This window comes from Paraburkholderia caffeinilytica, assembly GCF_051027425.1.
In the GTDB taxonomy this organism is placed as follows: Bacteria; Pseudomonadota; Gammaproteobacteria; order Burkholderiales; family Burkholderiaceae; genus Paraburkholderia; species Paraburkholderia caffeinilytica_A.
This window is the reverse complement of record NZ_CP186553.1, coordinates 592,059-615,692: the sequence shown is the minus strand read 5'-3', so window position 1 is coordinate 615,692 and position 23,634 is coordinate 592,059. Positions and strand designations below refer to the sequence as shown.

The window sequence follows — 23,634 nt, the reverse complement described above, 5'->3', positions numbered from 1 at the left end:
CGGTGGGAGCAACTAGAGATCTGCCCCGGCAGGCTTGGTCGTCGCTCGGCCTAAACCGGGAAACACACGCGAAGCCATTTCAAAATCGCCCGAAGTCGACACACATCTGGCTTACGACTGCGCCAACTACCGCTGAAGTTGCCGAGGCGTCTACGCCCCCCTCGCCATTGATGCAACAGATCCGTCCCGCGATAAGGTTTTGCACGCTATCGACGACCGCGCTCGACAATCAGTTGTCTGTCCGTTATCGGGCCCGTCTCAGCCGATTCCAGAAGCGCTACGGCCGGCCGCTTTTGGCCGACTACTGCCCGACACAGCCGACCGGGTTCGACCCGAAGGAGACTCGTGACCAATTTCAAGGTGTGTCCCTTAACCGACCAGGAGCAGCCCCTGACCACAGCACGTGTGCATGTACCTTGGCAACACGTTACTGTTTTCGTTGCGGTGGGTCAGAGGACAGAAGTGGGTCACGGGGAACTCTACCTGCCGGCAATGGACGTCACCTAGACTAAGGTTTCCCGATACTTCGCGAACTTCGACGTCTGTCCAATCCCCGGATTGAAGCAGTTGCAGGGATCGAGCTGCTGATAGAACGCGGCGAGCTGGGGCTTCGCATGGTACAGATGGCCGACGTTGTGTTCCGCTGGATATTCGGCGCCGCGGCGGTCCAGCAGCTTCCACATCTTATGTTCGACTTCAAGGCAGTCGTTACCCTTCTTGACGATGTAATCCTGGTGGAACACGTGGCAGAGGAAGTGGCCGTAGTGCAACTTGATAGCGATGGTTTCTTCGATGTCGGGCGGCAGCGTCTCGATCCAGTCGCGGTCATTGCGTCGCAATGCGATGTCCAGCGCGACGATATTCTCCACTTCCTGAGTATGCACCGCGCGATAGCGAACGGCCGCGCCGGCGGCAGCGAAACGATGCAGGAATGCTTTCCTGCCTTCTTCGTCCGTACATTCAAAATAACCACCGGCCGCATGGTCGAAATAGCCTGAAAGGAAGGCACGCGTTTCTTCCACGCTTTCGGCCGACACCTTCAGCATCAGATGGTGCTCGTACTTATCACGATACTCTTTCATTCGCGCCGGCAGATGACTCGGGAACAGTCGGCTCGCCGCTTGCATGACACGGTCGGTGAGATGCGAAGGGAGAAAACCGAAACGATCGAACAGCGCGTCGAAACGGCTCTTTAGTCCGAACAGCGCCGGCAGCCGGGAAGTGCCAAGATAGTTGATTGCAAGGAAGGTGTCCTTGCCGTACTCCTCAGCAATGTCGAAAGCGTCGCGATGCAGATATTCGCCGGAGATCGGCAGATGTTTGAAGTCATGCAGCGCGTGACGGCGGATTTCAGTGAGCTCGTCGGGGCGGTTCGTGCCGATATAGAACACCTTTGCATTCTGCTCGATCGGAAACGTGTCGAGCCGTACCGCGAACACCATCACCTTGCCAGCCGAACCTGACGCTTCGTGCAAGCGCTGTGGATCGGCGTTGAAACGCGCGGGCGTATCGGCATCGATCTCACGAACATGCGTCGCGTAACCGTGATCGGATCCAGCACCCGCATTGAGGCGAATATCGGCATCGCTAAACTCGCGGCGCTCCAGCCGCCCGAGGATATCCTCGGGCGAGTCGCCGAGTTCGATTCCCAGATGGTTGACGAGGTTGAGTTTTCCCGCTGCATCCACCTGCCCGAATACCGCCATTTCCGTATAAGCCGGGCCGCGCTGCACCAGCGCACCGCCCGAGTTGTTGCACACCCCGCCGAATACCGACGCGCCGATGCAACTCGAGCCGATCACCGAATGCGGCTCGCGACCAAGCGGCTTCAACGTCTTTTCCAACTGATCGAGTGTCGCGCCCGGAAGGCAAACGACCTGCTTGCCACTGTCGATCACGTAGACCTTCTTCATGCGGCTCGTGCTGACGATCACAATGTCGCGATCGTAGTCGTTACCGTCCGGCGTCGATCCGCCGGTGAGACCGGTGTTCGATGCCTGCGTGATGACAATCACATTCGCTGCAATGCACGCCTGCAGCACTTTCCATTGTTCGACGATCGTGCCTGGGCAAACCACCGCGAGCGCCTTGCCGGCGCCAAACCGGAAGCCGGTGCGATAGCGGCGGGTCGCGCCATCGTCAGTCATGGTGTGCTTGTTGCCCACGATGTTGCGTAGGTCCGCAATCAACGTGGAGGCCTTGCTGTCCTGCCCTTCTGCCGACGGCGCGCGCGTCACTGACATCGAATTCTCCTGAAGAAACGTTGAGTTTGACGCGCATCGGCTTTAACCAACCTGTCGGGTGTGACCTTTGAGCGCATCGGGTTGACGCAAGGTTAAAATCAGGCAACCCATTAGTCCAATATCTCGAAGTCACTTTTTGGAGACGAAAAAGATATGGAATTTCGTCAGTTACGCTACTTCCTCGCCGTGGCCGAGCATCTGCATTTCACGGATGCTGCGACGCACCTGGGCATCGCCCAGCCGCCCTTAAGCCAGCAGATCCTCAAGCTCGAGCGGGAAATCGGCACGCCCCTGTTCGTCCGGCATCCGCGCCGCGTCGAATTGACCGAAGCAGGACGGCTCTTTCGCGAGAGCGCGCGACGCATCGTCGAGGACGCGCAACAGGCTTTCGTCGAAGTACAGAACGCGGGACGTGGGGAGACAGGCCGGCTTTCGCTGGGTTTTGCAGGTTCGACGGTGTTTCATCCGATGGTGGCGACGACGATGCAGCAGTACCGGCATGCGTATGAGCGCGTGTCGATCAGTTGCGAGGAGAGCAACAGTTCGGCGCTGCTGGACAAGGTCGCGGAGCGCCAGCTCGATGCCGCGCTGGTGCGCATGCCGCTGAATTGCAGGGATCTGATCGTCGAGCCGCTGGTCGACGAAAACATGTTGGCGGTGCTACCGGCAAACCATCGCCTGAGCCGGCGACGGCGCATCGATCTGGCAGATCTTGCCGACGATCCGTTCATCCTCTTTCCGCGGCCGATCGGCCCGGATCTGCATGATTCGATCATCGCCGCGTGCCGCGAGGCTGGCTTCGCACCCTCGATCGGCATGGAATCGCCACAGATCTCGTCGGCGGCGAACCTCGTAGCTGCCGGATTCGGCGTCGCGATGGTTCCGGCATCGATCCGGCAGGTTCAGGTCGAAGGCGTGTCTTATCACGAACTGAAGGGTAGCCCGCTTTCGACGGGCATCGCGCTAGTCCATCGGCAACGCGAAAAATCGCCTACAGTGCTGAATTTTGTACGGATTTTGCGGCTACAGCGAGGCGCCGCCCGCTCGGCATGATGTTGCGTGAGTTAGCCATGACGAAGTGGGTCCAGGCGTCGGCTGCCAACACGGACCTGTGATTTTTTGGCCTGGCACTGCCCTGCAGGATCGAAGATCGCCAGTTGGCTATGGCGTGTCTGGATCCCGTTGCGACCGCGGTCTGTCGCAAACGAACGGCAGCAATAGACCGGGTACCAGCCGTTCTGCGCAACCATATGGACGTCTGCAATTGGCCGAATGCCGCCCGATAATGACCGTCCCAGTGCGACCCACAACGGTCCGTCGCATTTCCCCAAAGCGGTCGTTCGATTCAATCTATCGCACTGCAATAGCGGCCGCTGCACCTGCCATTGCCGTTGCGCTAGCGCGATTCGCCATCTTTACTGCCCGCTGGTTCGTCAAAAGCTTCCGCGCGCGTACAGCAAGGATTGCCCAGCTAATATCTACCGTGACGAGAACGATGAACATTGTCAGCGTAAGTTCAATCCACGCGGCCGTCCCAACGCGCGAAAGATCAACAAGGGTGGGCAGAAGGGCAACGTAGAACACCATGATCTTAGGATTTCCGAGTGTTACCATCAGACCCGCGATGAACATGCGCAACGCGGATTGCCCGCTCGGCAGGGGACCGTTTTGTACAACAACGGGGGCGAACCACATTTTCCAGGCAAGGATCAATAGATAGGCGACACCGAGCAGTTTCAGCACGAGAAACGCAAAGACGAACGTGTGGGCGATGGCGGTGAGTCCAGCGACTGCACAACTAAGCCACAGCGCCTCGCCGATCCACATTGCAGCGAGAAAGGGCAAGACATCTCGAAGGCCGTTAGTCAGGACGCGTGCGACGAGTGCAGCGACGCTTGGCCCCGGCGAGCCAGCGGTGACAACCAATGCCAATGCAAAGACAAGCAAACTCGAAAATGTCACTGACAGCCTCCTTCGGTCACCTGGATTGTTGGGTTCTCAGCATTACATAATTGAATTGTAATCCCACTGTCCGTACGAAGATCGCTAACGCTTCTTACGGCCGTATCGAACGTCTCATAATGGCCGAGCCTGGAAGTCCGGTGTCGAATCGAGGCCGACGAGTCTCGGCGTTGCTTCGGATTTTCGCAGTCGACCCGGTGCGGCCTCGCGCCTCCCCGAAGAAGGTCGTTCGAACGTATTATTGATTCTCCCTGTAGACCTCCCACAAACCATACGAGACCGCCCAATGTGCTTTGAAGACTTTCTCAAAAGGTGGAGGAACAACCCTGCCACGGCATTCCAGATTGCGCTTCTTGTGCGAATCGCCGCCGCGGTTCGAGACTCTTCAGATTGCACCGGCGCGGTGGTCGTCGGTTCATTTGCAAAGGGGGGCGCCGATCGCCTCTCGGATATTGACCTGATTGCCTTTTGCTCGGAGGGAGCAGGGCATGCACTGTTCCATACGATACGACAGCAGATCGCCCCATCGAAAGTATTCATCACGTGTGATGGCGCGCATGATCCAAACAGCCCGTTCCAAAAGCTCGTCTTCGACGACTTAACCTCAATCGAATTTCATGTCATATCGCCCGGCACCAAGCTCACCCTGGAGCAACCTTTTGTCGAGATAGTCAATCGGGATCGTTGCCTTGAATCGAGGGCGTCATCGAGACTCGCGCCGACCGAGCACGACATGACTGTCTTTCGATATGGCGACCGATTCCTGGCGTGGGAACTCTTTAATTGCCTGAAGTGGTTGTGGCGTGGAGACTTCCAAACGGCAAAGCGCTACCTGGTCAAGCTAGGAAGAGCTATTGAGGCTTCGCAAGCAGGCAATGGATCGGCCGTCAAATAGTCCACGCTGGCAAAGGTCCTGCTGATTCGCACTTTGGGGCGTCGATTGTCGACGATTTCCCAACAGGGGCGACTGCCCGCTCTTGGCCGATCAGCGACGATTATCGAATCGAGGACCGTGCCTTGGAGGGGCTGCGATCTGGCAGCAAACAAGCCGCTCCACCAACAGCGGCAACCGCAAGCAAGAAGACGTAAAACCAGACCGCCGCAACGAATTCACCGGGTCTGGCTGCACGCGTAGCATCGAAACTCGGACTGTGTTTGGACAGTACTAGTACTACTCCAAGTGTGTAGGCTCTCCATAGCTCATAGAGAGGAAAAGCGGCGAAGACCAAAAACATACAAAGAGCAACAACATAACGCTTCATCGTCAGGTCCTTGAGTACGCTACGTCGCATAGAGATTAGCCCACCGCCGACAATGGTGGATTTTGGGGTGTCGTGAGCGGTCCGTTGGGTCAGGATTGCGTCAATTGCGCCGTACTTTACGCCGCTCCGTCGTTGAATGCTTAGAGATTGTTGCCGATCTCAGTAGCAATGTCGAACGTCCCTGAATGGCCGGACAGGGTCCAACAGGCCTCAGTCGTCTAGCTCAATGCGATAGCGAAGAGTGTCAGCGAATCCGTAGGCGGCAGTCTTTTTGAACCGCTCGATCAGGACACCGCTGCATGCTGCGATCACCCGCTGCGAGGCTATATTTTCGGGATCAACCGTTAGTTCGACGTAGGACAAACCTTGTAGCCTCGCTTCACCCAGCATCAAGTTGAGCGCCTGTCTGGCGTAGCCGTTGCCGCTCTTCCACGGCACGACCGAGAAGCCGATGTGTCCGAGTACATGCGGCGGCAATTCGGCAGTTCCAGCCTGCCAGCGAAATCCGATTGCGCCGCTAACGTCGCCGTCCCAAATCCATCGAACAATGCTTGGCAGACGGGCGACGGTCGATCCGTCGGGCAGAGGAATCGGACCGCCTGATGCGGTCGGATCATCCAGGCCGTCGACAAATGCCTCCGCGTTCAATTCGATAGCGTGCAACTGTTCGCGCGCAGCGACCTCCTTGCGAACATTGTCAGGTGACCATCCCGCCTCAAGGGCAGAAACGTAACTTGGCAGCAATGCAATCGTAGGCCTCAGGAGTTCAATTTCGGTCGTCATTTTGTTCGTGTTAGGAGCAGCGATTGTCAATCAGTCTACGCGGTGGCGTCGAGTGTCTCAAATTGGCCGGTCACGCCCTGTCGGCGATCGGATGTACGCGACCCGAAGCGGTCCTCCAGTACGATTGGAAATTTCAGCGCACCCCTATCAGTCCCCCTGATAACGCATGATACGACCCGTTGCTGCGCGCATTTTTACCTCGTCGGCAGCCCCAACTTGTGAAGAATTCGCCTTTCATATGCTGGCCAGTCTCTCCCTGAATTCTCAATGGCGAGCTTGGCTAATGGCAGTTCCTGAAACAGGTCGTCGGTGAGTCGGCGGTAGTCACGGTACAGAGAAATCAGACCATCCAGTCCCACGAAGCCTTTACGCACGCAGTAGGGGGCCGCGAGCTTCCAGTTGACCTGATAATCGATCCATTCGGCCCCCCGTTCTGCGCAAACCGCTCTGACGGCTTCTTCCACATCTTCCTGCCAAAGATAAAGGACGAACGGATTCAACGGGGCAATGACTGTTACCAGCTTTCGTATGTAGGCGAAAATCAGTGCGGTATCGGCCTCCATTAGGAGCAGATGGGTCAGGTCTCCATGAAAAAGTTGACCGTCCAATACCGGAATCTCCGCATCTGTTTGCGTGTACTCGACGAAAGCGGCCCATCTCGCCAATGCACGGTCCGCGAGATCCTCTGGTGTTGCGTCCCTCCACGGTTCAAACCAGTGTTCGAGTTCGTCCGTCGCGCGTACCGGATGCGGATCGGTCCTTTCGTGGATAGGTATCGCCGGCTGCCCCGCATCTTGCAGGTGTTTCGCGATGAACCGCATAGTCGTCGATTTGCCCGATCCCATGATGCCCTCGACGATCACCAGTCGGTGAACATTGGAAGGTTCTGCGGTGCGGGATTCCGACAGACTTGCCATAATGCGCTCACGGTCGCGGTGCGTTGAAAGATAGCCGGCATCCGAATGTACGGTCCGGATTGTCGACGATTCGCGTGCGGTTGTCGAAGGTCGGCTCATGGCCGAACTGCGACGGATATACTCATCGTCAATTCCCATCAGACATTGAACCAGAGAAACCATGAGTCTGCATACATACATGCTTTTTGTTGGTGCGAGTCTTGTTCTGTCTCTCGTGCCCGGACCCGATATGTTGTTCCTGCTTGGGAGGACGATTGCTCAGGGACGTGCGGCAGGGTTATGTGCTGCGTTCGGAATTAATCTCGGTTCCTACGTACATCTACTCGCGGCGGTAACTGGTCTCTCGGCGCTTGTATTGGCATCAGCAACGGCGTTCACTGCTGTAAAGTGGGCGGGTGCGGCTTACCTCATTTACCTTGGCTGGGGAGCATTGCGCTCCGACGGAGTCGCCCTCCCTGTCGGCGATGCCAAGAAAAAAGCTCTGCGTCTCATCTTCTGGCAAGGCTTTCTCAGCGATGTCCTGAACCCGAAAGTCGCTCTGTTTTATATCGCATTGCTTCCCCAGTTCATGAACGCACACGACCTGAGTCCTGTGAAACATCTCATTGCGTTGGGGGTGACTGGCAATATGGTCGGAATATCCATGAGCATCACCTACGTGTTCCTTGCGGCGAGAATGACAGGCGCATTTCGTCGTAACCAGGCTATTTCTGCATGGTTGACTAAGACCATGGGCGCCTTGTTCGTCGGGCTAGGTCTGAAGTTAGCAACAGAGAGAATCTGATGATGCCTGCCGATTGTTGACGATCTTCACACCAAAGTCGACCGTCTGCTCATGGCCGCTTGCCGCCCGATGCGATTGATTCACACGACCCGACGGCGTCCCAAGCAGCGATCGGCAGGACGCGATTCTGAACCGGCATCCGGAATCAAACGACGGCAATGAGCGCTTCTGAGATGCGTTCCCCTCTCACTTGCACAGAGCTAATGTGCAATTCCAGCGAAAATTCGGCGTGGTATTCCTGGCACCCTGTTCACCTTTAGACGAGGCAGCCTCTAATCAGCCGCGGTCTAAGTGGCGAAAAAATAAATACAAGCAGACTGCTGCAACGGACCAAAGCACGGCGCGCGCAATGCCCGAGCCCTTGCCCGTCCCGAAGCGCTGTCTCCACCATACATTCAAACCCTCAAAAACCATGCCAATAACCAAGAATGCAATGACGTACACCGCTATTCCGGAGACAGCCACGGCGCCTGTTTCATGGTACTGAATGACACAGAAAATCAATGCAGTGGGAATCAAAAGCGATACGGTGCGCTTGAATACTTCGGCGAGCATTACTTCCTCCGGGATCCTTATATTTTCGTCAGATTGTACGGTGAACAACTCCGTCAAAAAAATGATTATCTCTCTATGCGACCTGCATCTTCATGCGCTATTTTTACTCTTCCGGTCCTTTGCCCGGCTCGATTATCTGCGATTCCGCCTGGTTTCCTCTTGGGGTGAGGTCAAGATTGTCAGCGATTCAAGCGTTGGCGCCGAGTGTCCCTTCCTGGCCGATCCGCGCCAGTCGGCGACCGGCTCCGATCGACCCTGAACGGTCAGCTAATCAGCGATCTGTCTGATGGCTGCTTCCGCGTGTGATCGGTCGTACAGAACGCGGCGGCTAGAATGAACGGTATTGTTTGACCCTGAGGTTACCTGCATGCATGGTAAATATTCCATTGCGCATGCAAATAGAATATTGATGTCCACCGGCCGTGCGACTCACGATGCTATCCGACAGGATCCACTCCACAAGTGCCAAAGTGAATAAGAAAATTAAGTTTAGTTTGATCATCGCGACGATAGTTACTGCGATGGGTTACGTTTCTACCACCGTCGATTTTGTGGGTAAAGTTCGAAGCGTTTTTGCGGGGACGACAACAGATCCACATTTCCTCGGTCGGTGGAATACCCAGTGGGAATACAGTCCGATCGGACGCGTTAGTCTCGGTTTTCGAGGTACCAGCGAATTCTTTAAAAATGGAAGGTATAACACCAGCGGGATCATGACAGTTGTCGACCGAAAAAGTGCGCCCGACCCTGTGCGGGTGGAATACTTGGCAAGTTGGGCCGGAACCTGGTCTGTAGTAGATAAAGGTATTACGACGACCATGGAGGAGATGAAAACTACTCCTTCGATGATCGCAATCGGGACAAAGGCGTTGCCGGCCAATGAGGTCATGCAGATCCTGGGCAGAGATGCGCACTTACCTAACCTATCAGACCTTTACCCCAATGGTGCAACTGCATACGCGACCATTGTCTCGGTATCCGATCGTGCCTTCTTACTGACAGAAGACGCTGGTCACAATCAAGAATTCACAATTTTCGGACAACGTGATTAAGGCAAGCACGACATGCGGCGACCCTATGCCCGTTTTTGGTCGAGCAAGCTCAATCCGCCTCCTCGATCATCTTCCAAGGCGTCGGGACGACGGGTGCGCCGAAGCGCTAACTCGAGACGGATCGCGCTCATGAAGTCGCTCTGGCGATAGACCCGCGCGCCGGTCAGCGCCTACCAATGCTTTGAAGTGCCGGACGTATCGCGAACCGGTCATCGGGCAACGTACCTTTCTGCATTGAATCCAGCCAGAAGAATTGCCGCCTCGAAATGGCCCTAGACCGACTGACCACTACCCTGCGATGCAAGAAATCGGGTGACTAAAAGCTCCAGATAGTCGGCGCTGTCGCCCTTGCCCAGCTTAGGATCACGGATCAGCATGCTCCGCGTGCCATCGATGATCGCCATCAAGATAGCGGCCGTCATCTCGGGGTCGAGTTCCGAATCGATTCGCTTTTGCGCTTGCGCTTTACGCAGGAAATCTGCCAGCAAGGCGCGCAATGCGAGTGTATGCCGGCGCAGGATGTCGGCGAGTTCGGTGTTGCGGCCGGCCTCGGCCAGCACGTCGAACACCAGCGATTGGCTGATCAAACCGCGCTTCGCCTTTGTACTTTCCGCAATGAAGGCGCGGATCGGATCGGGGCTTTGCATCATCTGCTCGAAATGCTCCGCCGCTCTCGCCAGGCCGCCTTCAGTCATTGCACTGACGATGGCCTCCTTGTTGGGAAAGTAGTGGTACAGATGGCCAGCACTCATCTCTGCCTCAGCGCAGATCTCCGAGATGCTGGCCCCACGGAAGCCGTCACGGGCGAAACACCGCGCGGCAGCCTGCAGGATTTGCTGCCGTCGTTCCTCGTACTTGTCTGGATCAACCTTTCGCACAACATCGCCTCTTAGTTAGAACGTTCATCCTAACATATCTTGACGCGGCGCCATAACGGCCATATTATTAGATCGATCATTCTATCTATTAATGCCGGTGGGGTATCCATGCGTAAAAACCTGCTTGTCATCGGTTGCATCCTGCTGGCGGGGTGCGCCAGCACCCCACGAACCATTGCTGTCTTCTACCCAGTTGCAGCTCAACCCACATGACAAAGATGGGCGGCTTCGCGCTCATCCCAATCATCAAAAGGAAAACACCGTGACCGTGACTACCCTCGACCCGAAGTCCGTGCTCATTGTCATCGATCTTCAGAAAGGCATCGTTTCACTTCCGGCCGTGCATCTCATGGACGAAGTGGTGAAGCACGTCGGAGCGCTGACTGAAGCCTTTCGCAAGCATGGTTTGCCGGTCGTGCTGGTCAATGTCGCCGGCGGTGCGCCGGGCCGGACGGAACAGCCACGGGCCCATCGAGAATTGCCGGCCGGCTGGACCGATCTCATCCCCGAGCTAAATCCGCAACCGCAGGACCTTGTCGTGACGAAGCATACGCCGGGCGCATTCACGAATACCGGTCTTGAATCCCATCTGAGATCGTTGGGAGTCACGCAGGTCGTGATCGTCGGCGTCGCCACCAGCAATGGCGTCGAGGTCACCGCGCGCCAGGCCTATGAGCTCGGTTTCAACGTCACGCTCGCGACGGACGCCATGACCGACATGCAGTCCGATGCCCATACCTACAGCATCACACGCGTTTTTCCAAGGATCGGCGAAACCGGCACTACACAAGAAATCATTGACCTCATGAAACGGAGCACCTAACTATGAATTGGTTACACAACGTGTCCTACTTTTTCGGCGGGGCTTTTCTCGCGAACGCCATTCCGCATTTCGTCAGCGGCATGATGGGGCGGGCCTTTCAGAGCCCGTTCGCCACACCGTCTGGCGTAGGTCTTTCATCCTCGACCGTGAACGTACTCTGGGGGTTTGCGAACTTCGTCCTCGCCTATCTGCTCATCGCTTGTGTGGGAACTTTTGATTTGCGCGCGGCGGATAACGCCATCGCCGTGGGTGCGGGTGTTCTGCTTATGGGTGTGATCTCCGCGCGTCTGTTCGGACAGTTTCATGGCGGCAATTCGCCCACGGGCTTGTGAGGGCATGGCCAAGGGTACGTTCCGTTCGCTGAAGGTCTTCAACTATCGCGTATGGGCCATCGGCTCGCTTGTCTCCAATGTCGGAACATGGATGCAGCGCACCGCCCAGGACTGGCTGGTGCTGACGCAACTCACCCAGCACAGCGCAACCGCCGTCGGCATTGTCATGGGCCTGCAGTTCGGACCGCAGCTTCTCCTGTTGCCGTGGACCGGCTATGCGGCCGATCGCTTCGAGCGGCGCAAGCTCCTGAGCGTCACGCAGGCGGCTTCAGGTTTCCTGGCGCTCATCCTTGGCCTTCTCTGCATCACGGAGCTTGTCCAGCTATGGCATGTGTATGTGCTCGCGTTCCTGTCCGGCTGTGTCAACGCCGTCGATTCACCGGCACGCCAGACCTTCGTATCCGATCTGGTCAGAGACGATGACCTTTCAAACGCGGTGGCGCTGAATTCCACATCCATAAACGCCGCCCAGATGGTCGGTCCTGCAGTGGCCGGCATCCTGATCGCGGCCGTCGGCTCCGGATGGGCGTTTTTGATCAACGCAGCCTCCTTCGGTGCCGTACTGGGTTCGCTTGGACTTTTGCGCGTGAAGGAGCTTCATGCCAATGCCCGCGCTGGCCGGTCCCGGGGCAACCTTGTGGAAGGTTTCCGCTATGTCCGGTCCCGCCGGGATCTGAAGGCTATCTTGTCGATGGTATTCCTGATCGGCACTTTCGGACTGAATTTTCCGATCTTCATCTCCACCATGTCCGTCAAGATCTTCCATGGCGGAGCGAATCAGTACGGATTCCTGACCTCGGTCATGGCGGTCGGAACGCTTGCCGGTGCGCTGCTCGCCGCCGGACGCGAGAAACCCCGGTTCGGATTTCTGCTGGTCGGCGCCGCGATTTTCGGGCTCGGCTTTGCATTCGCCGCGATCACGCCCAATGTCTGGCTCTTCGGCGCTGCGCTTGTCGTCATCGGCGTGTCGGGTCTGACCTTCGTCAATTCCACGAGCAGCCTGATGCAGCTATCTACCGAGCCTGTGATGCGCGGGCGCGTCATGGCGCTGCGTCTCGCGATCGGCGTGGGCGCCACGCCGATCGGGGCGCCCATTGTCGGCTGGATCGCCGACACTTTCGGTCCGCGATGGGCGCTGGGCGTCGGCGCGGCTTCCGGATTCATGGCGGCGCTCGTCGCGTTCGTCTACCTGATTGGCCGACGACAGAACCAGCCTCAATTGAACAAGGGTGATCGTTGATCTCACCTTCTCAACAAGTTATAGCCGAGATAAATCCTTGATAAATGCTCCGGATAAAACACAAGAGCTCGCCATCGAAGTGCATGGTCTGGTCAAAGCTTTCGGTAAACACCGGGCCGTTGACGACCTAAGCTTCTGCGTGCCGAGTGGATGCATCTACGGGGTCCTCGGCCCTAATGGCGCGGGCAAAACAACGACCATCAATATACTGGCAACCTTGCTCAGAGCTGATGCAGGTATTGCTAAAGTATTCGGATACGACGTTACCCAATACCCGCAGATTGTCCGCCAGTTGATCGGCGTCACAGGCCAGTACGCCTCGGTGGATGAGACCCTGTCCGCTACGGAAAACCTGGTGATCTTCTCGCGACTGCTTGGCATGAGCGCGCAGCAGGCCAGGCAGAAAACCAGTTCCTTGCTGGAAGAGTTCGGCCTGACCGAGGCGGCCATGCGTCCCCTGAGCCAGTTTTCAGGCGGCATGCGGCGCCGGCTGGATCTCGCTGCCAGCCTGATTGCACAGCCGCCGCTTATCTTTCTGGACGAGCCGACCACAGGCCTGGACCCTCGCACGCGCTCTCAAATGTGGGACACGATCCGCCGTCTGGTGCGCACTGGCTCGACTGTGCTGTTGACCACTCAATACCTGGACGAAGCCGATCAGTTGGCGAGCCGGATCGTCGTTGTTGATCATGGCAAAGTCGTCGCCGAAGGCACGCCGGACGAATTGAAGAAGCGTGTCGGCACGGCCACATTGCACTTACGTTTGAGCGACACCGTGCAACTGCCCGCGGCTCAGCAGATCGTTGAACAGCATCTGGGCCTCAAGATTAGCCGTTCGCCGGACACCGGCACATTAAGCGCGCCTATGAACGATGCCGATAAAGTCACCGACGTGTTGATAAGTCTGCGCGGAGCGGGCGTCCATGTGAGTGAAATGAGCGTTCAGAAGCCGACGCTCGACGAAGTGTTTCTGACCCTGACGGGTCAAGACGTGGAGATAAAAGGAGACCCGTTATGATTGGTACAGAGACCTTCAAACCTGCGACGCCTCGTGCTGCTCGACGCACGCCAGGAAACCGCCGCAGCCTGCGTCAGTCGATCCGCGATTCGCTAGTCATGGCTTATCGGGGCCTGCTCAAGATGCGCCGCACGCCTGAACAGTTTTTTGACGTAACACTTCAGCCCATCGTCTTCACGCTGATGTTCACCTACCTCTTCGGTGGCGCGATCTCCGGCGATGTTCTGAGCTATCTGCCTATTATCATTCCCGGCATCCTCGTTCAGACGGTTCTCACCACCTCCGCGAGCACGGGCGTGCAGTTGCGCGAAGACATGGATAAAGGCGTGTTTAACCGCTTTCGCACACTGCCCATCGCTCGAATCGCGCCGCTGGCCGGAGCCTTGCTCGCAGACACCGTTCGCTTTGCCATTGCCGCCGTGCTCACTTTGATCATGGGTTACATCATGGGCTATCGGCCCAATCTGGGCGGCATCGTTGTCGGTGGTTTGCTGGTGATGTTTTCCGCCTGGTGTATCAGTTGGATCTTTGCGCTTCTCGGAGTGATGGCTCGCAGCGCTTCCAACGTGAATGGCATGGCGACGCTCGTGCTGTTCCCGCTAACTTTTCTGTCCAACGCCTTCGTTCCAGCCAGGACTTTACCTGGTTGGTTGCAGATGTTCGCGCATTACAATCCCGTCTCGCACCTTGTCTCGGCAGTGCGAGACCTGGCGAGCAACGGCGCGATTGGGCAGGACTTCTGGCTGACCCTACTCGGTTCTTTTATCATTGTGGCGATCTTCGCGCCTCTTACTGTGCGTGCATATATGCGCCACTCCTGAGGGGTCGTTGCCTCCAGACTCTAATTTTCACGAGGATGACGGGGTTACTGACCGCAGCAGGAGAAGCGAGAGTGCCGGTCGAATACGCGCTGTTCGCGAGAATACCTTCTCTGCCCGCTTTGGCTGACGACCCGATCGACATCATTCGCGCGCAACGGTCCGTTGTCTGGGCGGAACCGCCGTTCGAACGCCCGCGCGACAGCATCGGCCTGCGTCCGTAGATCAACGAATGTTTTCACACAAAGTGGATCCGGTTCTGCCGTTCGATGCAGCGCTATGCGAACGGTTACCCGCCACATATGGTTTGGAGGCAATCTGCCTCGCTTGTCGCAATCGGCCCAGGAATCGAGGTCTGATTTCAGGCGACCGTGACGTCGGCCTTGCCCGCGCGGCGGATCGATCGGACACGCAGGCGGACCGTGCCGACTCGCAAACGAGCCATCACAGTCTTCACGCGTCTCACGCAAATCACGCGCATTCACACCCGCAGGCGCTGGTGAACGCGAAGCCTCACCACAGCCAGCACATTGCCATCAGTCACTCGACCTGATGAAACACAGAGGGCGCCTGCAGGCGCCCTCGTTGGTCCATCTTCCTTCCCGTCGTCAGCAGTTCCCTTTTTTCGCCTGTCCCGGCGGACAGAAGCCGTTGCCCGGACCACCTTGTGACCCGCCTTGCGGCGCGACAACCACGCCCGGCGAATCAGGCACATACAGCGCGCAGCCACTCAACAGTGGTGGCACCTGCCATCAGAAGACAGAAGATTTTTTTCACGGGATTCTCCGAGGAAGGGCCTACGCCCTTCCTTCATCGCGTAGTGACCAACCCGCGTGTCGATTTATCGAGTATTGCAGCAAGAAACGAGGGGCGGCTGACTGCTGGGATCCATATTGTTCAGACAGCGGGAGACGATTGCGTTTCCCTCTTTCAACCATAGTCAATGAGGAATTCACCATGTCTAAGGAAGATGACAACAAGGCCATCGTGGGCCGCTGGTTCACCGATTTCTGGGGCAAGACATGCAACCTCGACATCGTCGACGAACTGGCTGCGCCCGACATGCTTCTTCAATATTCTCTGCACGAGGCGCGCCGTGGCCGCGAGGACATCAAGGCATTCATGACCGATTTCCGGCGAGCGTTTCCGGATCTCAACTTCTGGGGCACCGCTGATCTCATCGCCGAGGGAGACTATGTAGTCGGCCGTTGGGAGGGTGGAGGCACACATACCGGCCCGGCATTCAGTGATTTCCTCGTTGGGTCGTTGCCGGCTTCGACCGGACGGAAAATGCGCTTCACTGGCACGACCGTGCTACGGCTCAATGGCGGCAAGATCGTCGAAGAAATCGGGCTGGACGACGGCGTGACCGCTCTGCAACAACTTGGACTTCTCAAGGCAGCGTGATCGAAGGCACAGCGCTTCCGCGGTTTGCCAGCAATACTGTGCGCATCTAACGCCACAACGGGCCGAGCGCCACCGGCCCGTTGTGGCGTTATCCGCCCATTGAGCACCGGCTCAAACCACCATGTCGAGCTCCCGGATCAACCGACATCCGTGCAGCAGTTACTCAAAAGCCACCAATCAAATCGCCCCATTCGGCCGATAACCATCGGTATCCACGCAGCACACCAGCACCTCCGCCTCCTCCTTGCTGAGGCTCAAATAAACATGCCCCACCGAACTGTCGAAATACAGACTATCGCCAGGCATCAGCCTGAACGACTTACCGTTTTCGAAGCGCAATTCCAGCTTGCCGCCCAGCACGAAAACGAATTCTTCGCCTGAGTGCCGGATGTACTCCGGGAAATCCGACACGGCGCGGGCGCGAATGTGCGCGCGCATCGGCACCATGCGTTTGCCGGTCAGGTTGTTGGCGAGCATGCCGTACTCATAGTTCGGCGTGTCGTAAATGTGCTGCTTTCCGTTGGCCGTAAAGGACGGCTTCATCGCACCCGCGGCCGGCTTGCGGCGTCGCCCGAAAATCGCATCGAACTCCAGTTCGAGCGCGTGCGCCAGTGCCGCAAACTTGTCGTAGGTCAGCGCGATATCGCCGCGCTCGGCCTTCGAGATCGTCGATACGGCAATGCCCGAGCGCTCGGACAACTCCGCGAGCGTCAGTCCACGCGCCTTGCGCGCCTGCCTCACGTGGCTGCCGACCAGCTTGTGATCGAGCGCGGGCGGCGCAACGTGCGTGTCCGAGACCTGTTCTTCCCTCACTGCCTTGACCATCTCGTTCGCACCTACACGTAATTTTCTCGAATACGAGAATTTATTTATTTCTCGTATATGATAACTCACGTCGATTCCATCATCTTTGTGGGAACTGTACCGTGTCTACACTTGCTTACCGTAAGTCGGATCTGACGAAAGCCCACGTCATCACCGCGACGACGATCGGCACGGCGCTCGAGTTCTACGACTTCACGATCTACAGCTTCTTCGCGATCCAGATCGGGAAGTTGTTCTTTCCGGGCGCGGCGCCTGTCAACCAGTTCCTGCTGTCGATCGGCGTGTTCGGCGTGGGCTTCGTGGTAAGGCCGCTCGGCGGTATCGTGATCGGCGCCTATGCCGACCGCGTGGGCCGCAAGAGTGCGATGGTGCTGACCATCATGCTGATGGCGCTGAGTTGCGCGATGATCGCCTGCGCGCCGCCTTACGCTGTCGCGGGCATCGCTGCGCCCTTGATCGTGCTGGCCGCGCGGCTGATCCAGGGTTTCGCGGCAGGCGGCGAGTTCGGCCCCGGCACCACGTTGCTGGTCGAATACGCCACGGACAAAACCCGCGCGTTCTTCGCCAGTTGGAACTTCGCCGCTCAGGCGGCAGGCCTCGTGCTCGGCGCGCTCGTCGCGACACTGGTCAACGTCTTGCTGCCGAAGCAGGCCGTACTCGAATGGGGCTGGCGCATTCCGTTCGTGATCGGGATCGTCGCCGCACCGGCGGGCATGCTGATCCGCAGGCGGCTCGAAGAAACGCTGACCGCCCGCGAGCCCGGTGAAGCCAGGCCGCGCGGCGCGCTCAAGCAGGCGTTGACCACGCATCTGAAGCTCACGATCCTCGGCACCTTTGCCGAACTGGGCGGTTCGGTCTCTGTCTACATCACGGCGTTTTTTCTTCCGAGCCATGCGGTGCGCGTGCTGCATCTGTCGTCGACTGCGGCGGTGACCTCGGGCATCGTCAGCTCGCTCGTGCTATTCGCCGCCGCGCCGTTTGCCGGCATCCTCGCCGACCGCTTCAGCCGCAAGCGCGTGCTGGTCATCTCGCGGGTCGTGATGCTGCTGCTCGTGTATCCCGCGTTCGCATTTCTCGGCGCCTATCCGTCGATGACGGCGCTCTGCCTGATCTCCGCGTTGCTGGCCGTGTTCGTCGCGGGGCAGATTGTTCCGGTGCTCGTAATGATCCCCGAGTTGTTTCCGGCCGATGTCCGTGCAACCGGAATTGCGCTAACGTACGTGGTCAGCGCTTCGTTCTTCGGCGGGTTCTCGCCGTTTATCGCGACCTGGCTGGCCGAGCAAACCGGTAATCCGCTCGCGCCCGCCTGGTATGTCGCCGCCGCGTGCGCCATTTCGCTGGTACCGGTAATCTGGCTGCGCGACCGAACCGGCGAAGCGCTTACCTGAACCCATTGAGGATGCAATGAGTCACGATAACGAGCTGGTTGGCCGCAACGCGGTCGAATTGCGCCGGATGATCGGCGCCAAAGAGATTTCGCCCGTGGAATTGCTCGACGCCTGCGTTGCGCGAATCGAAGCGATCAATCCCGCCGTGAATGCGATCACGGCGACGGATTTCCCGGCCGCAAGAGAAGCCGCCAAACGCGCGGAAAAACAGGTTCTCGACGGCGCACCGCTGGGTCTGCTGCACGGCTTGCCGCTCGGCATCAAGGATCTCGAGAACACGGCCGGCCTGCTGACGACGTTTGGTTCGCCGATGTCGCGCGGCAACATCCCCGCGCACGACGTGGTGCTGGTCGAACGCCTGCGCGCCGCCGGTGGAATCGTCACGGCGAAGACCAATGTGCCCGAGCTCGGCGCGGGCGCGAACACACGCAATCCGGTGTGGGGCGCGACCGGCAATCCGTTCAATACCGCGTTGAATGCCGGCGGTTCGTCCGGCGGCTCTGCGGCTGCGCTCGCGTGCGACATGCTGCCCGTCTGCACCGGGTCCGATACCGGCGGATCGCTGCGCATTCCCGCCTCCAAATGCGGCGTGGTGGGCTTCCGTCCGACGCCCGGCCTCGTGCCGAACTCGCGCAAGGTGGTGGGCTGGACGCCGATTTCGGTGGTCGGGCCAATGGGCCGCACCGTCGCTGAAGCGTGTCTGCAACTCGCGGCCACCGCTGGGGCGTCCGCCGGCGATCCGCTGAGTTTCCCCGTCGATCCCCTCGGCTTCGCGTTGCCCGCGGAGATCGATCTGAGCACGCTGCGGGTCGGCTGGACCGAAGACTTCGATAGTTGCGACGTCGACGACGAGATTCGCCAGCTGTTCCGCGAACGCATCGCACTGATCGCGCCGTCGTTTCGCTCGTGCGAGCAGGTGAGCTTCGATCTGGGCGACGTGCATCGCTGCTTCGACGTCATTCGCGCCGAGAGCTTCGTCGCCGGTCTGCACGATGCCTATACGCGCGACCCGAGCCAGCTCGGCCCGAACACGCGCTCGAACTATGAACTGGGCGCGGCCATGAGCCTCGCCGACAGCGCGTGGGCTCAGGCCGAGCAGACCCGCATTTTCAAACGCTTCCAGCGCGCCTTCGAACAGTACGATGTCATCCTCTCGCCGACCACGCCGGTTTCACCGTTTCCGTGGCAGCAGTTGTACGCGGCGCAGGTCGGCGGACGCGAACAGGACAACTACTATCGCTGGCTCGCGCTCACCTACGTCGTCACACTGACGACGCATCCCGCGGTATCGCTGCCCTGCGGCGTCGATCGTGCGGGCATGCCGTTCGGCCTGCAGATCGTCGGGCCGTTTCATGGCGACCGTAAGACACTCGCCGTCGCGCATGCGCTGGAACAGGTGTTCGATCAGTCGCCGGTGTTGCGCCGTCCGCGGCCCGATCTGTCGACGCTCATGCAGCCCAATCCGGCGCTGAAGTCCATCGTGACTGCACCGCCTCTTTTCAACGAATCCGGCGCGAACGGTGCGAGCATCTCCGCGGTCTGAATCCATGTCGAACGAAACTGTCGGCATGATTGTCATGCCTCCGCCGGTGAACGCATGAGCACTATGAAATTCGATACCGTCGTACTCGGCGCGGGCATCGTCGGGGTCAGCGTTGCTGTCCATCTTCAGAAACGCGGCCGCCAGGTTGCGTTGGTCGATCGCAAGCTGCCCGGCAACGAGACGTCGTTTGGCAACGCGGGACTAATCCAGCGTGAAGGCGTGTACCCGTACGCGTTTCCGCGCGACCTCGCCACCTTGCTTCGATACGCACGCAACCAGTCGCCCGACGTTCGATACCACGCCAACGCGATGCTGGAGACCCTGCCGTTTCTGTGGCAGTACTGGCGCAATTCTCATCCGGCGAAGCACGCGGCGATCGCGAGGTCCTATTCGACGCTGATCGAACATTGCGTGAGCGAGCATCGCGCGCTGGCCGCCGATGCCGGCGCGAGCGCGTTATTGCGCCCGATCGGCTGGATGAAGGTGTTCCGCACCGAAGCGGTCCGCGACAAGGAAACGCGGCTCGCCGGGCAGTGGCATCAGGAGTACGGTGTCGAGTTCGAATCGCTCGACACAGCGGGCCTGCAGCAGATGGAGCCCGATCTCGAACGCAGCCTGATCGGTGGCCTGCGCTACACGGCATCCGATTCCGTGAGTGATCCAAATGCGCTGGTGACGGCTTACGCAAAATACTTCGAACAGCTCGGCGGACGTTTTTTCATCGGCGACGCGACCACGTTGCGCGATCATTGGCAGGTCGATACGAACGTGGGCACGATCGCGGCGGAGTCGGTAGTGGTCGCGCTGGGTCCGTGGTCGGGTCAGGTGAGTTCGCGGCTGGGCTATCGCCTGCCGCTGGCTGTCAAGCGCGGATATCACATGCACTATGGCTCGCAGCCGGGCGCGCGTCTGAATCATCCGGTTCTCGACGTCGAAAGCGGTTTCTTGCTGGCGCCGATGGCAAAAGGCATCCGGCTGACAACCGGCGCCGAAATCGCGCGGCACGACGCGCCGAAGACGCCCAACCAGCTCGCCGCCGTCGAACCGGTGGCACGCAAACTGTTCCCGTTAGCCGAACGTCTGGATGCCGAACCGTGGATGGGCCGGCGCCCCTGCACGCCCGACATGATGCCGATCATCGGACCGGCAGCAAACCATAAGGATTTGTGGTTCGCGTTCGGTCACGCGCACCACGGTCTGACGCTAGGTCCCGTGACGGGCCGGTTGATCGCCGAGATGATGACCGGCGAGGAGACACTTGTGGATCCCCGGCCGTTCAGGGTGGACCGGTTTTAGCACTGGTCGAGAACGCTACCGCATTTCGGCACGAAGTTCCCGCACCCCGCGGCCGAGCCTCCGGCGCAGTAAAGTCCACAATGCCGCCGTGTCGGCGTAGCCAACCTCGCTTGCGATTCTCTTGAGGTCGTAACCAATCGAGGCGCTAACGGACAGCTTTAGGAGGCCGTCGCTGCGTCAGCGGTCGTGCTGACGCGCGTATCCCGTATCCTCATTGAGGAATTCAACGATGCGGATGGCATTCCCAATCGTTATAGGTTGGTTTGTCGATAGGCGTCAGTCCGGGAATCATGAACACGGTGCACGTAAAACGCCGCCCCTTGCCGGTGGTCGCGTCGTAACTCACTTGCTGGCCGTTCAGCGCGTTCTTCTGCCCATACTGGACGTTGGCAATGACAATCTCGTCCGAGGAGGCTAACCCGATTGTCTTCGCGGTCGACGTCTGAACATCGATCATGTTCATCTGCGTCGTTCCGCACGCCGACAAGACGAAGCTGACGAACGACATTCCGATGACAGTCCGCATCGTGGAGCGGTTTTCTTTTTGCATGGTCATTCCTTATGGATTGGTTGAATCTTCACGCTGCTGCGCTTACGTGCCCGGGGTATAGAAGCTGGCCTGCAATTCGGCGCCGACGTTCAGGATGTACGACTGCCAGACGAGCGCCATCGCCCCGGATGCATTGACGGCCAACGCGGGCCAGGAAGCGTCCTGCGGGTCCTGGCCGAACAATGTCGACGTACTCCACGCGCCGTTCCGATAGCTGGCAGCAACAACATCCGAGGAGCCCGGCGTACTGGCGTCCTGCCATGCCGCCGTCACGTTGCCTGCCGCATCGATCACCAGGGGCGGATACTGCGCGGCCGTCGTACTCAGGTTCGCTGTCAATTGATGCAACGGCCCCCAGTTCCCGCCGGCATCGGTCACGCTGGCTTGCAGAACGACGCCGCCCTCTGCCCACATCACGGCCGCCACACCGTTTGGATTGACGGTCAGTATCGGCGTGGCAATGAAGCCGCTCGGCTCCGTGATCGCCGGGGCCACGGCCTGCGCTGCCTGCCAGCCGGTTCCCGCTACGTAGCGTTGCGACATGGTGGTGGTAAAGAGTTTGCCGCCCGTCACATCGAGCTGCCCCCACACCAGCGTGATGTTGCCCTTCGCGTCCATGCCGGCCGTCGGTGTGTCGATCGTCGTGAACAGACTGGTGTTCGACACAGCCTGATTGACGTCGATCCAGCCGTTGGTCGTATCGAACGTGGCGGTCCAGATCGCCGACTGCGTCGTGTTGGTTTGCCCCCACGCGAGCACCGCGCTTCCGGACGGCAGGACCGAAATCATCGGCCTTACGTTGGTGGTATCTCCGGTGACGGCACCCGGCCCGGTCTGCGCCGGCATCTGGATCTGCGCCGTCGTCGACCACGTTCCGTTCGGGGTATAACGCGTCCATGCGATTCGGGAATTGAGCAGGTCAGTTGCCTGCGGCCACGCGACGATGGCGTTGCCCTGATCGTCGATCCCAGCCGTATACGTCGAACTCGTGACGTTCGGCGCTACTTCGAACGCCGTTCCCCATCCGGCGCTCGGGCTGAATGGACGTGCCCACAGCGCATAGTGGTTGGGCCCCGGCATCCACTCCGTCCAGAACGCAACCGCCTGGCCACTGGCATTGCCGACCAGTTGCGGCTGAATCGTGCCCGGTCCCGTCATCGATTGGCTACCGTCGCCCGTATCCAGGCGCGTCGGCGTTCCCCAGCCCGACCCGGACACATAGCGAGCGCCCCACATCTCGTTACCGGTCGCACCGGCGGGACCGTTCGTCATCCACGTGACAAGCGCGTTGCCGTTCGCGTCGATGGTCGTACTGGGCTCGGCTTCCGGGGCTTTCCCGTCCATCGCGGCCACTTTCGACCAGCCGGCCTGCGCTTGAGAGGTACCGCCGCTCCCGGGCGACGAGGAATTGGAAGGGGACCCCGTGTTGGTTGCCGAAGACGAGGCACTGCCGTTCGTTGAATCATCGTCACCGCCACACGCAGTCAGCGTGAGACAGACAGCCATGACGATCAATGCGATGGGTTTCATAAAAGTCCTTTTTTTATTCAATCACAAACCGGATCTTCTCCGCCATTAATCCACGCAAATCACACCATCCATCGATAATCGGAATACCTGCTCCCCGACTTCTCGCCTGCCACTTCAACCAAAATGCAAACAACACCTGCGCGGCGCGTCACTTTTCATGGACGCCATATATTTCTTTATAAGTAATCCGGCTCACGGAGCGTAATACCTGCCGCCGCAGCGGGCCATCGAGGTCGCCAGCGGTGTTGAATTCCACGGGTATCAAGTCAAACAGGTTTTGTATTTATTACATATCCGATTGTGCTTCGATTTCCGAATGGTTGAGTTTTCAATCTGAAATTTCTGGAAATGATATAGATCGTTCTACTTTGCTGTCAATCGTCAGTTGAGAAACTTAACGTTTCAGGTGCATCTCGTATGAACCAGGC

Annotated in this window: 24 protein-coding genes and 1 pseudogene; 15 read left to right on the top strand and 10 right to left on the bottom strand. The window is 58.8% G+C overall.

What is annotated here, in order from left to right; translation table 11 throughout:
* Nucleotides 1–503 precede the first annotated feature (503 nt).
* On the bottom strand, nucleotides 504–2,243 hold the full coding sequence (gene dld / locus ACOSV0_RS23340; protein WP_434114060.1) for a D-lactate dehydrogenase: 1,740 nt from the start codon (nucleotides 2,241–2,243) through the stop codon (nucleotides 504–506).
* A gap of 153 nt (nucleotides 2,244–2,396) precedes the next feature.
* On the opposite strand from dld, the gene ACOSV0_RS23335 reads away from it, so the two are divergent.
* The gene (locus tag ACOSV0_RS23335; RefSeq protein WP_434114058.1) at nucleotides 2,397–3,296 is read left to right on the top strand and encodes a LysR family transcriptional regulator; all 900 of its coding nucleotides are present in this window, start codon (nucleotides 2,397–2,399) and stop codon (nucleotides 3,294–3,296) included.
* 297 nt (nucleotides 3,297–3,593) lie between these two features.
* Here the strand turns inward: ACOSV0_RS23335 and ACOSV0_RS23330 are convergent, their stop codons facing one another.
* Complete coding sequence (locus ACOSV0_RS23330; protein WP_434114056.1) at nucleotides 3,594–4,205, bottom strand: LysE family translocator; 612 nt, start codon at nucleotides 4,203–4,205, stop codon at nucleotides 3,594–3,596.
* A 286-nt stretch (nucleotides 4,206–4,491) separates the two neighbouring features.
* Here ACOSV0_RS23330 and ACOSV0_RS23325 point away from each other — a divergent pair, with 286 nt between their 5' ends.
* Nucleotides 4,492–5,100: a nucleotidyltransferase domain-containing protein gene (locus ACOSV0_RS23325; protein WP_434114053.1), complete on the top strand. Its 609-nt coding sequence runs from the start codon at nucleotides 4,492–4,494 to the stop codon at nucleotides 5,098–5,100.
* A 577-nt stretch (nucleotides 5,101–5,677) separates the two neighbouring features.
* On the opposite strand, the gene ACOSV0_RS23320 is transcribed toward ACOSV0_RS23325, so the two are convergent.
* Together ACOSV0_RS23320 and ACOSV0_RS23315 are read right to left on the bottom strand one after the other, a co-directional pair.
* A complete protein-coding gene (locus ACOSV0_RS23320; protein WP_434114050.1) occupies nucleotides 5,678–6,250 on the bottom strand; it encodes a GNAT family N-acetyltransferase in 573 nt (190 codons plus the stop codon).
* A 194-nt stretch (nucleotides 6,251–6,444) separates the two neighbouring features.
* Complete coding sequence (locus ACOSV0_RS23315; RefSeq protein WP_434114046.1) at nucleotides 6,445–7,329, bottom strand: hypothetical protein; 885 nt, start codon at nucleotides 7,327–7,329, stop codon at nucleotides 6,445–6,447.
* Between ACOSV0_RS23315 and ACOSV0_RS23310 the strand changes: the two genes are divergently transcribed.
* A complete protein-coding gene (locus tag ACOSV0_RS23310; protein WP_434114044.1) occupies nucleotides 7,328–7,951 on the top strand; it encodes a LysE family translocator in 624 nt (207 codons plus the stop codon). The two genes, ACOSV0_RS23315 and ACOSV0_RS23310, sit on opposite strands and share 2 nt — an antisense overlap.
* A gap of 276 nt (nucleotides 7,952–8,227) precedes the next feature.
* Here the strand turns inward: ACOSV0_RS23310 and ACOSV0_RS23305 are convergent, their stop codons facing one another.
* Nucleotides 8,228–8,506: a hypothetical protein gene (locus ACOSV0_RS23305; RefSeq protein ID WP_434114042.1), complete on the bottom strand. Its 279-nt coding sequence runs from the start codon at nucleotides 8,504–8,506 to the stop codon at nucleotides 8,228–8,230.
* 40 nt (nucleotides 8,507–8,546) lie between these two features.
* Here ACOSV0_RS23305 and ACOSV0_RS23300 point away from each other — a divergent pair, with 40 nt between their 5' ends.
* Together ACOSV0_RS23300 and ACOSV0_RS23295 are read left to right on the top strand one after the other, a co-directional pair.
* On the top strand, nucleotides 8,547–8,765 hold the full coding sequence (locus tag ACOSV0_RS23300) for a hypothetical protein (protein ID WP_434114040.1): 219 nt from the start codon (nucleotides 8,547–8,549) through the stop codon (nucleotides 8,763–8,765).
* Nucleotides 8,766–8,976: 211 nt separating this feature from the next.
* Entirely contained in the window at nucleotides 8,977–9,558 is a 582-nt protein-coding gene (locus ACOSV0_RS23295; protein ID WP_434114037.1) for a hypothetical protein, read from the top strand.
* 272 nt (nucleotides 9,559–9,830) lie between these two features.
* On the opposite strand, the gene ACOSV0_RS23290 is transcribed toward ACOSV0_RS23295, so the two are convergent.
* The gene (locus ACOSV0_RS23290; protein ID WP_434114034.1) at nucleotides 9,831–10,436 is read right to left on the bottom strand and encodes a TetR/AcrR family transcriptional regulator; all 606 of its coding nucleotides are present in this window, start codon (nucleotides 10,434–10,436) and stop codon (nucleotides 9,831–9,833) included.
* A gap of 262 nt (nucleotides 10,437–10,698) precedes the next feature.
* On the opposite strand from ACOSV0_RS23290, the gene ACOSV0_RS23285 reads away from it, so the two are divergent.
* The 7 genes from ACOSV0_RS23285 to ACOSV0_RS23255 all read left to right on the top strand — a co-directional run bounded on the left by ACOSV0_RS23285 (nucleotide 10,699) and on the right by ACOSV0_RS23255 (nucleotide 16,074).
* Nucleotides 10,699–11,259 (top strand): cysteine hydrolase family protein, encoded by a 561-nt coding sequence (locus ACOSV0_RS23285; RefSeq protein WP_434116082.1) that lies wholly within the window; start codon nucleotides 10,699–10,701, stop codon nucleotides 11,257–11,259.
* A gap of 2 nt (nucleotides 11,260–11,261) precedes the next feature.
* On the top strand, nucleotides 11,262–11,591 hold the full coding sequence (locus tag ACOSV0_RS23280; RefSeq protein WP_434114032.1) for a hypothetical protein: 330 nt from the start codon (nucleotides 11,262–11,264) through the stop codon (nucleotides 11,589–11,591).
* A complete protein-coding gene (locus tag ACOSV0_RS23275) occupies nucleotides 11,563–12,831 on the top strand; it encodes an MFS transporter (protein WP_434114029.1) in 1,269 nt (422 codons plus the stop codon). Before ACOSV0_RS23280 ends, ACOSV0_RS23275 begins: the two co-directional genes overlap by 29 nt.
* Entirely contained in the window at nucleotides 12,821–13,849 is a 1,029-nt protein-coding gene (locus ACOSV0_RS23270; RefSeq protein ID WP_434114028.1) for an ATP-binding cassette domain-containing protein, read from the top strand. Before ACOSV0_RS23275 ends, ACOSV0_RS23270 begins: the two co-directional genes overlap by 11 nt.
* Nucleotides 13,846–14,670, top strand: a complete 825-nt coding sequence (locus ACOSV0_RS23265) for an ABC transporter permease (RefSeq protein ID WP_434114025.1) — start codon at nucleotides 13,846–13,848, stop codon at nucleotides 14,668–14,670. Before ACOSV0_RS23270 ends, ACOSV0_RS23265 begins: the two co-directional genes overlap by 4 nt.
* Before the next feature lie 71 nt (nucleotides 14,671–14,741).
* Entirely contained in the window at nucleotides 14,742–14,891 is a 150-nt protein-coding gene (locus tag ACOSV0_RS23260) for a hypothetical protein (RefSeq protein WP_434114023.1), read from the top strand.
* A 733-nt stretch (nucleotides 14,892–15,624) separates the two neighbouring features.
* Complete coding sequence (locus ACOSV0_RS23255; protein ID WP_434114022.1) at nucleotides 15,625–16,074, top strand: ester cyclase; 450 nt, start codon at nucleotides 15,625–15,627, stop codon at nucleotides 16,072–16,074.
* A gap of 177 nt (nucleotides 16,075–16,251) precedes the next feature.
* Here the strand turns inward: ACOSV0_RS23255 and ACOSV0_RS23250 are convergent, their stop codons facing one another.
* Entirely contained in the window at nucleotides 16,252–16,899 is a 648-nt protein-coding gene (locus ACOSV0_RS23250; RefSeq protein WP_434114020.1) for a helix-turn-helix domain-containing protein, read from the bottom strand.
* A 101-nt stretch (nucleotides 16,900–17,000) separates the two neighbouring features.
* On the opposite strand from ACOSV0_RS23250, the gene ACOSV0_RS23245 reads away from it, so the two are divergent.
* The 3 genes from ACOSV0_RS23245 to ACOSV0_RS23235 all read left to right on the top strand — a co-directional run bounded on the left by ACOSV0_RS23245 (nucleotide 17,001) and on the right by ACOSV0_RS23235 (nucleotide 21,126).
* Nucleotides 17,001–18,287, top strand: a complete 1,287-nt coding sequence (locus tag ACOSV0_RS23245) for an MFS transporter (RefSeq protein ID WP_434114019.1) — start codon at nucleotides 17,001–17,003, stop codon at nucleotides 18,285–18,287.
* A 16-nt stretch (nucleotides 18,288–18,303) separates the two neighbouring features.
* On the top strand, nucleotides 18,304–19,830 hold the full coding sequence (locus ACOSV0_RS23240; RefSeq protein WP_434114018.1) for an amidase: 1,527 nt from the start codon (nucleotides 18,304–18,306) through the stop codon (nucleotides 19,828–19,830).
* 63 nt (nucleotides 19,831–19,893) lie between these two features.
* On the top strand, nucleotides 19,894–21,126 hold the full coding sequence (locus tag ACOSV0_RS23235) for an NAD(P)/FAD-dependent oxidoreductase (protein ID WP_434116081.1): 1,233 nt from the start codon (nucleotides 19,894–19,896) through the stop codon (nucleotides 21,124–21,126).
* A gap of 15 nt (nucleotides 21,127–21,141) precedes the next feature.
* Here the strand turns inward: ACOSV0_RS23235 and ACOSV0_RS23230 are convergent.
* The 3 genes and pseudogenes from ACOSV0_RS23230 to ACOSV0_RS23220 all read right to left on the bottom strand — a co-directional run.
* Nucleotides 21,142–21,267, bottom strand: a pseudogene (locus ACOSV0_RS23230) (AraC family transcriptional regulator); the annotation flags it as partial.
* A gap of 82 nt (nucleotides 21,268–21,349) precedes the next feature.
* Nucleotides 21,350–21,676 carry a hypothetical protein gene (locus ACOSV0_RS23225; RefSeq protein ID WP_434114017.1) on the bottom strand — a complete coding sequence of 109 codons (327 nt, stop codon included), beginning with the start codon at nucleotides 21,674–21,676 and terminating at the stop codon, nucleotides 21,350–21,352.
* A gap of 42 nt (nucleotides 21,677–21,718) precedes the next feature.
* A complete protein-coding gene (locus ACOSV0_RS23220; RefSeq protein ID WP_434114015.1) occupies nucleotides 21,719–23,206 on the bottom strand; it encodes a hypothetical protein in 1,488 nt (495 codons plus the stop codon).
* Between the last annotated feature and the right edge of the window lie 428 nt (nucleotides 23,207–23,634).

Coding starts and splice junctions, on each gene's coding strand:
- ACOSV0_RS23335 (WP_434114058.1), top strand. CDS start 2,397: ATGGAATTTCGTCAGTTACGCTACTTCCTCGCCGTGGCCGAGCATCTG.
- ACOSV0_RS23220 (WP_434114015.1), bottom strand. CDS start 23,206: ATGAAACCCATCGCATTGATCGTCATGGCTGTCTGTCTCACGCTGACT.
- ACOSV0_RS23255 (WP_434114022.1), top strand. CDS start 15,625: ATGTCTAAGGAAGATGACAACAAGGCCATCGTGGGCCGCTGGTTCACC.
- ACOSV0_RS23310 (WP_434114044.1), top strand. CDS start 7,328: ATGAGTCTGCATACATACATGCTTTTTGTTGGTGCGAGTCTTGTTCTG.
- ACOSV0_RS23250 (WP_434114020.1), bottom strand. CDS start 16,899: ATGGTCAAGGCAGTGAGGGAAGAACAGGTCTCGGACACGCACGTTGCG.
- ACOSV0_RS23265 (WP_434114025.1), top strand. CDS start 13,846: ATGATTGGTACAGAGACCTTCAAACCTGCGACGCCTCGTGCTGCTCGA.
- ACOSV0_RS23235 (WP_434116081.1), top strand. CDS start 19,894: ATGAAATTCGATACCGTCGTACTCGGCGCGGGCATCGTCGGGGTCAGC.
- ACOSV0_RS23280 (WP_434114032.1), top strand. CDS start 11,262: ATGAATTGGTTACACAACGTGTCCTACTTTTTCGGCGGGGCTTTTCTC.
- ACOSV0_RS23325 (WP_434114053.1), top strand. CDS start 4,492: ATGTGCTTTGAAGACTTTCTCAAAAGGTGGAGGAACAACCCTGCCACG.
- dld (WP_434114060.1), bottom strand. CDS start 2,243: ATGTCAGTGACGCGCGCGCCGTCGGCAGAAGGGCAGGACAGCAAGGCC.
- ACOSV0_RS23315 (WP_434114046.1), bottom strand. CDS start 7,329: ATGGTTTCTCTGGTTCAATGTCTGATGGGAATTGACGATGAGTATATC.
- ACOSV0_RS23240 (WP_434114018.1), top strand. CDS start 18,304: ATGAGTCACGATAACGAGCTGGTTGGCCGCAACGCGGTCGAATTGCGC.
- ACOSV0_RS23225 (WP_434114017.1), bottom strand. CDS start 21,676: ATGCAAAAAGAAAACCGCTCCACGATGCGGACTGTCATCGGAATGTCG.
- ACOSV0_RS23320 (WP_434114050.1), bottom strand. CDS start 6,250: ATGACGACCGAAATTGAACTCCTGAGGCCTACGATTGCATTGCTGCCA.
- ACOSV0_RS23275 (WP_434114029.1), top strand. CDS start 11,563: ATGGCGGCAATTCGCCCACGGGCTTGTGAGGGCATGGCCAAGGGTACG.
- ACOSV0_RS23305 (WP_434114042.1), bottom strand. CDS start 8,506: ATGCTCGCCGAAGTATTCAAGCGCACCGTATCGCTTTTGATTCCCACT.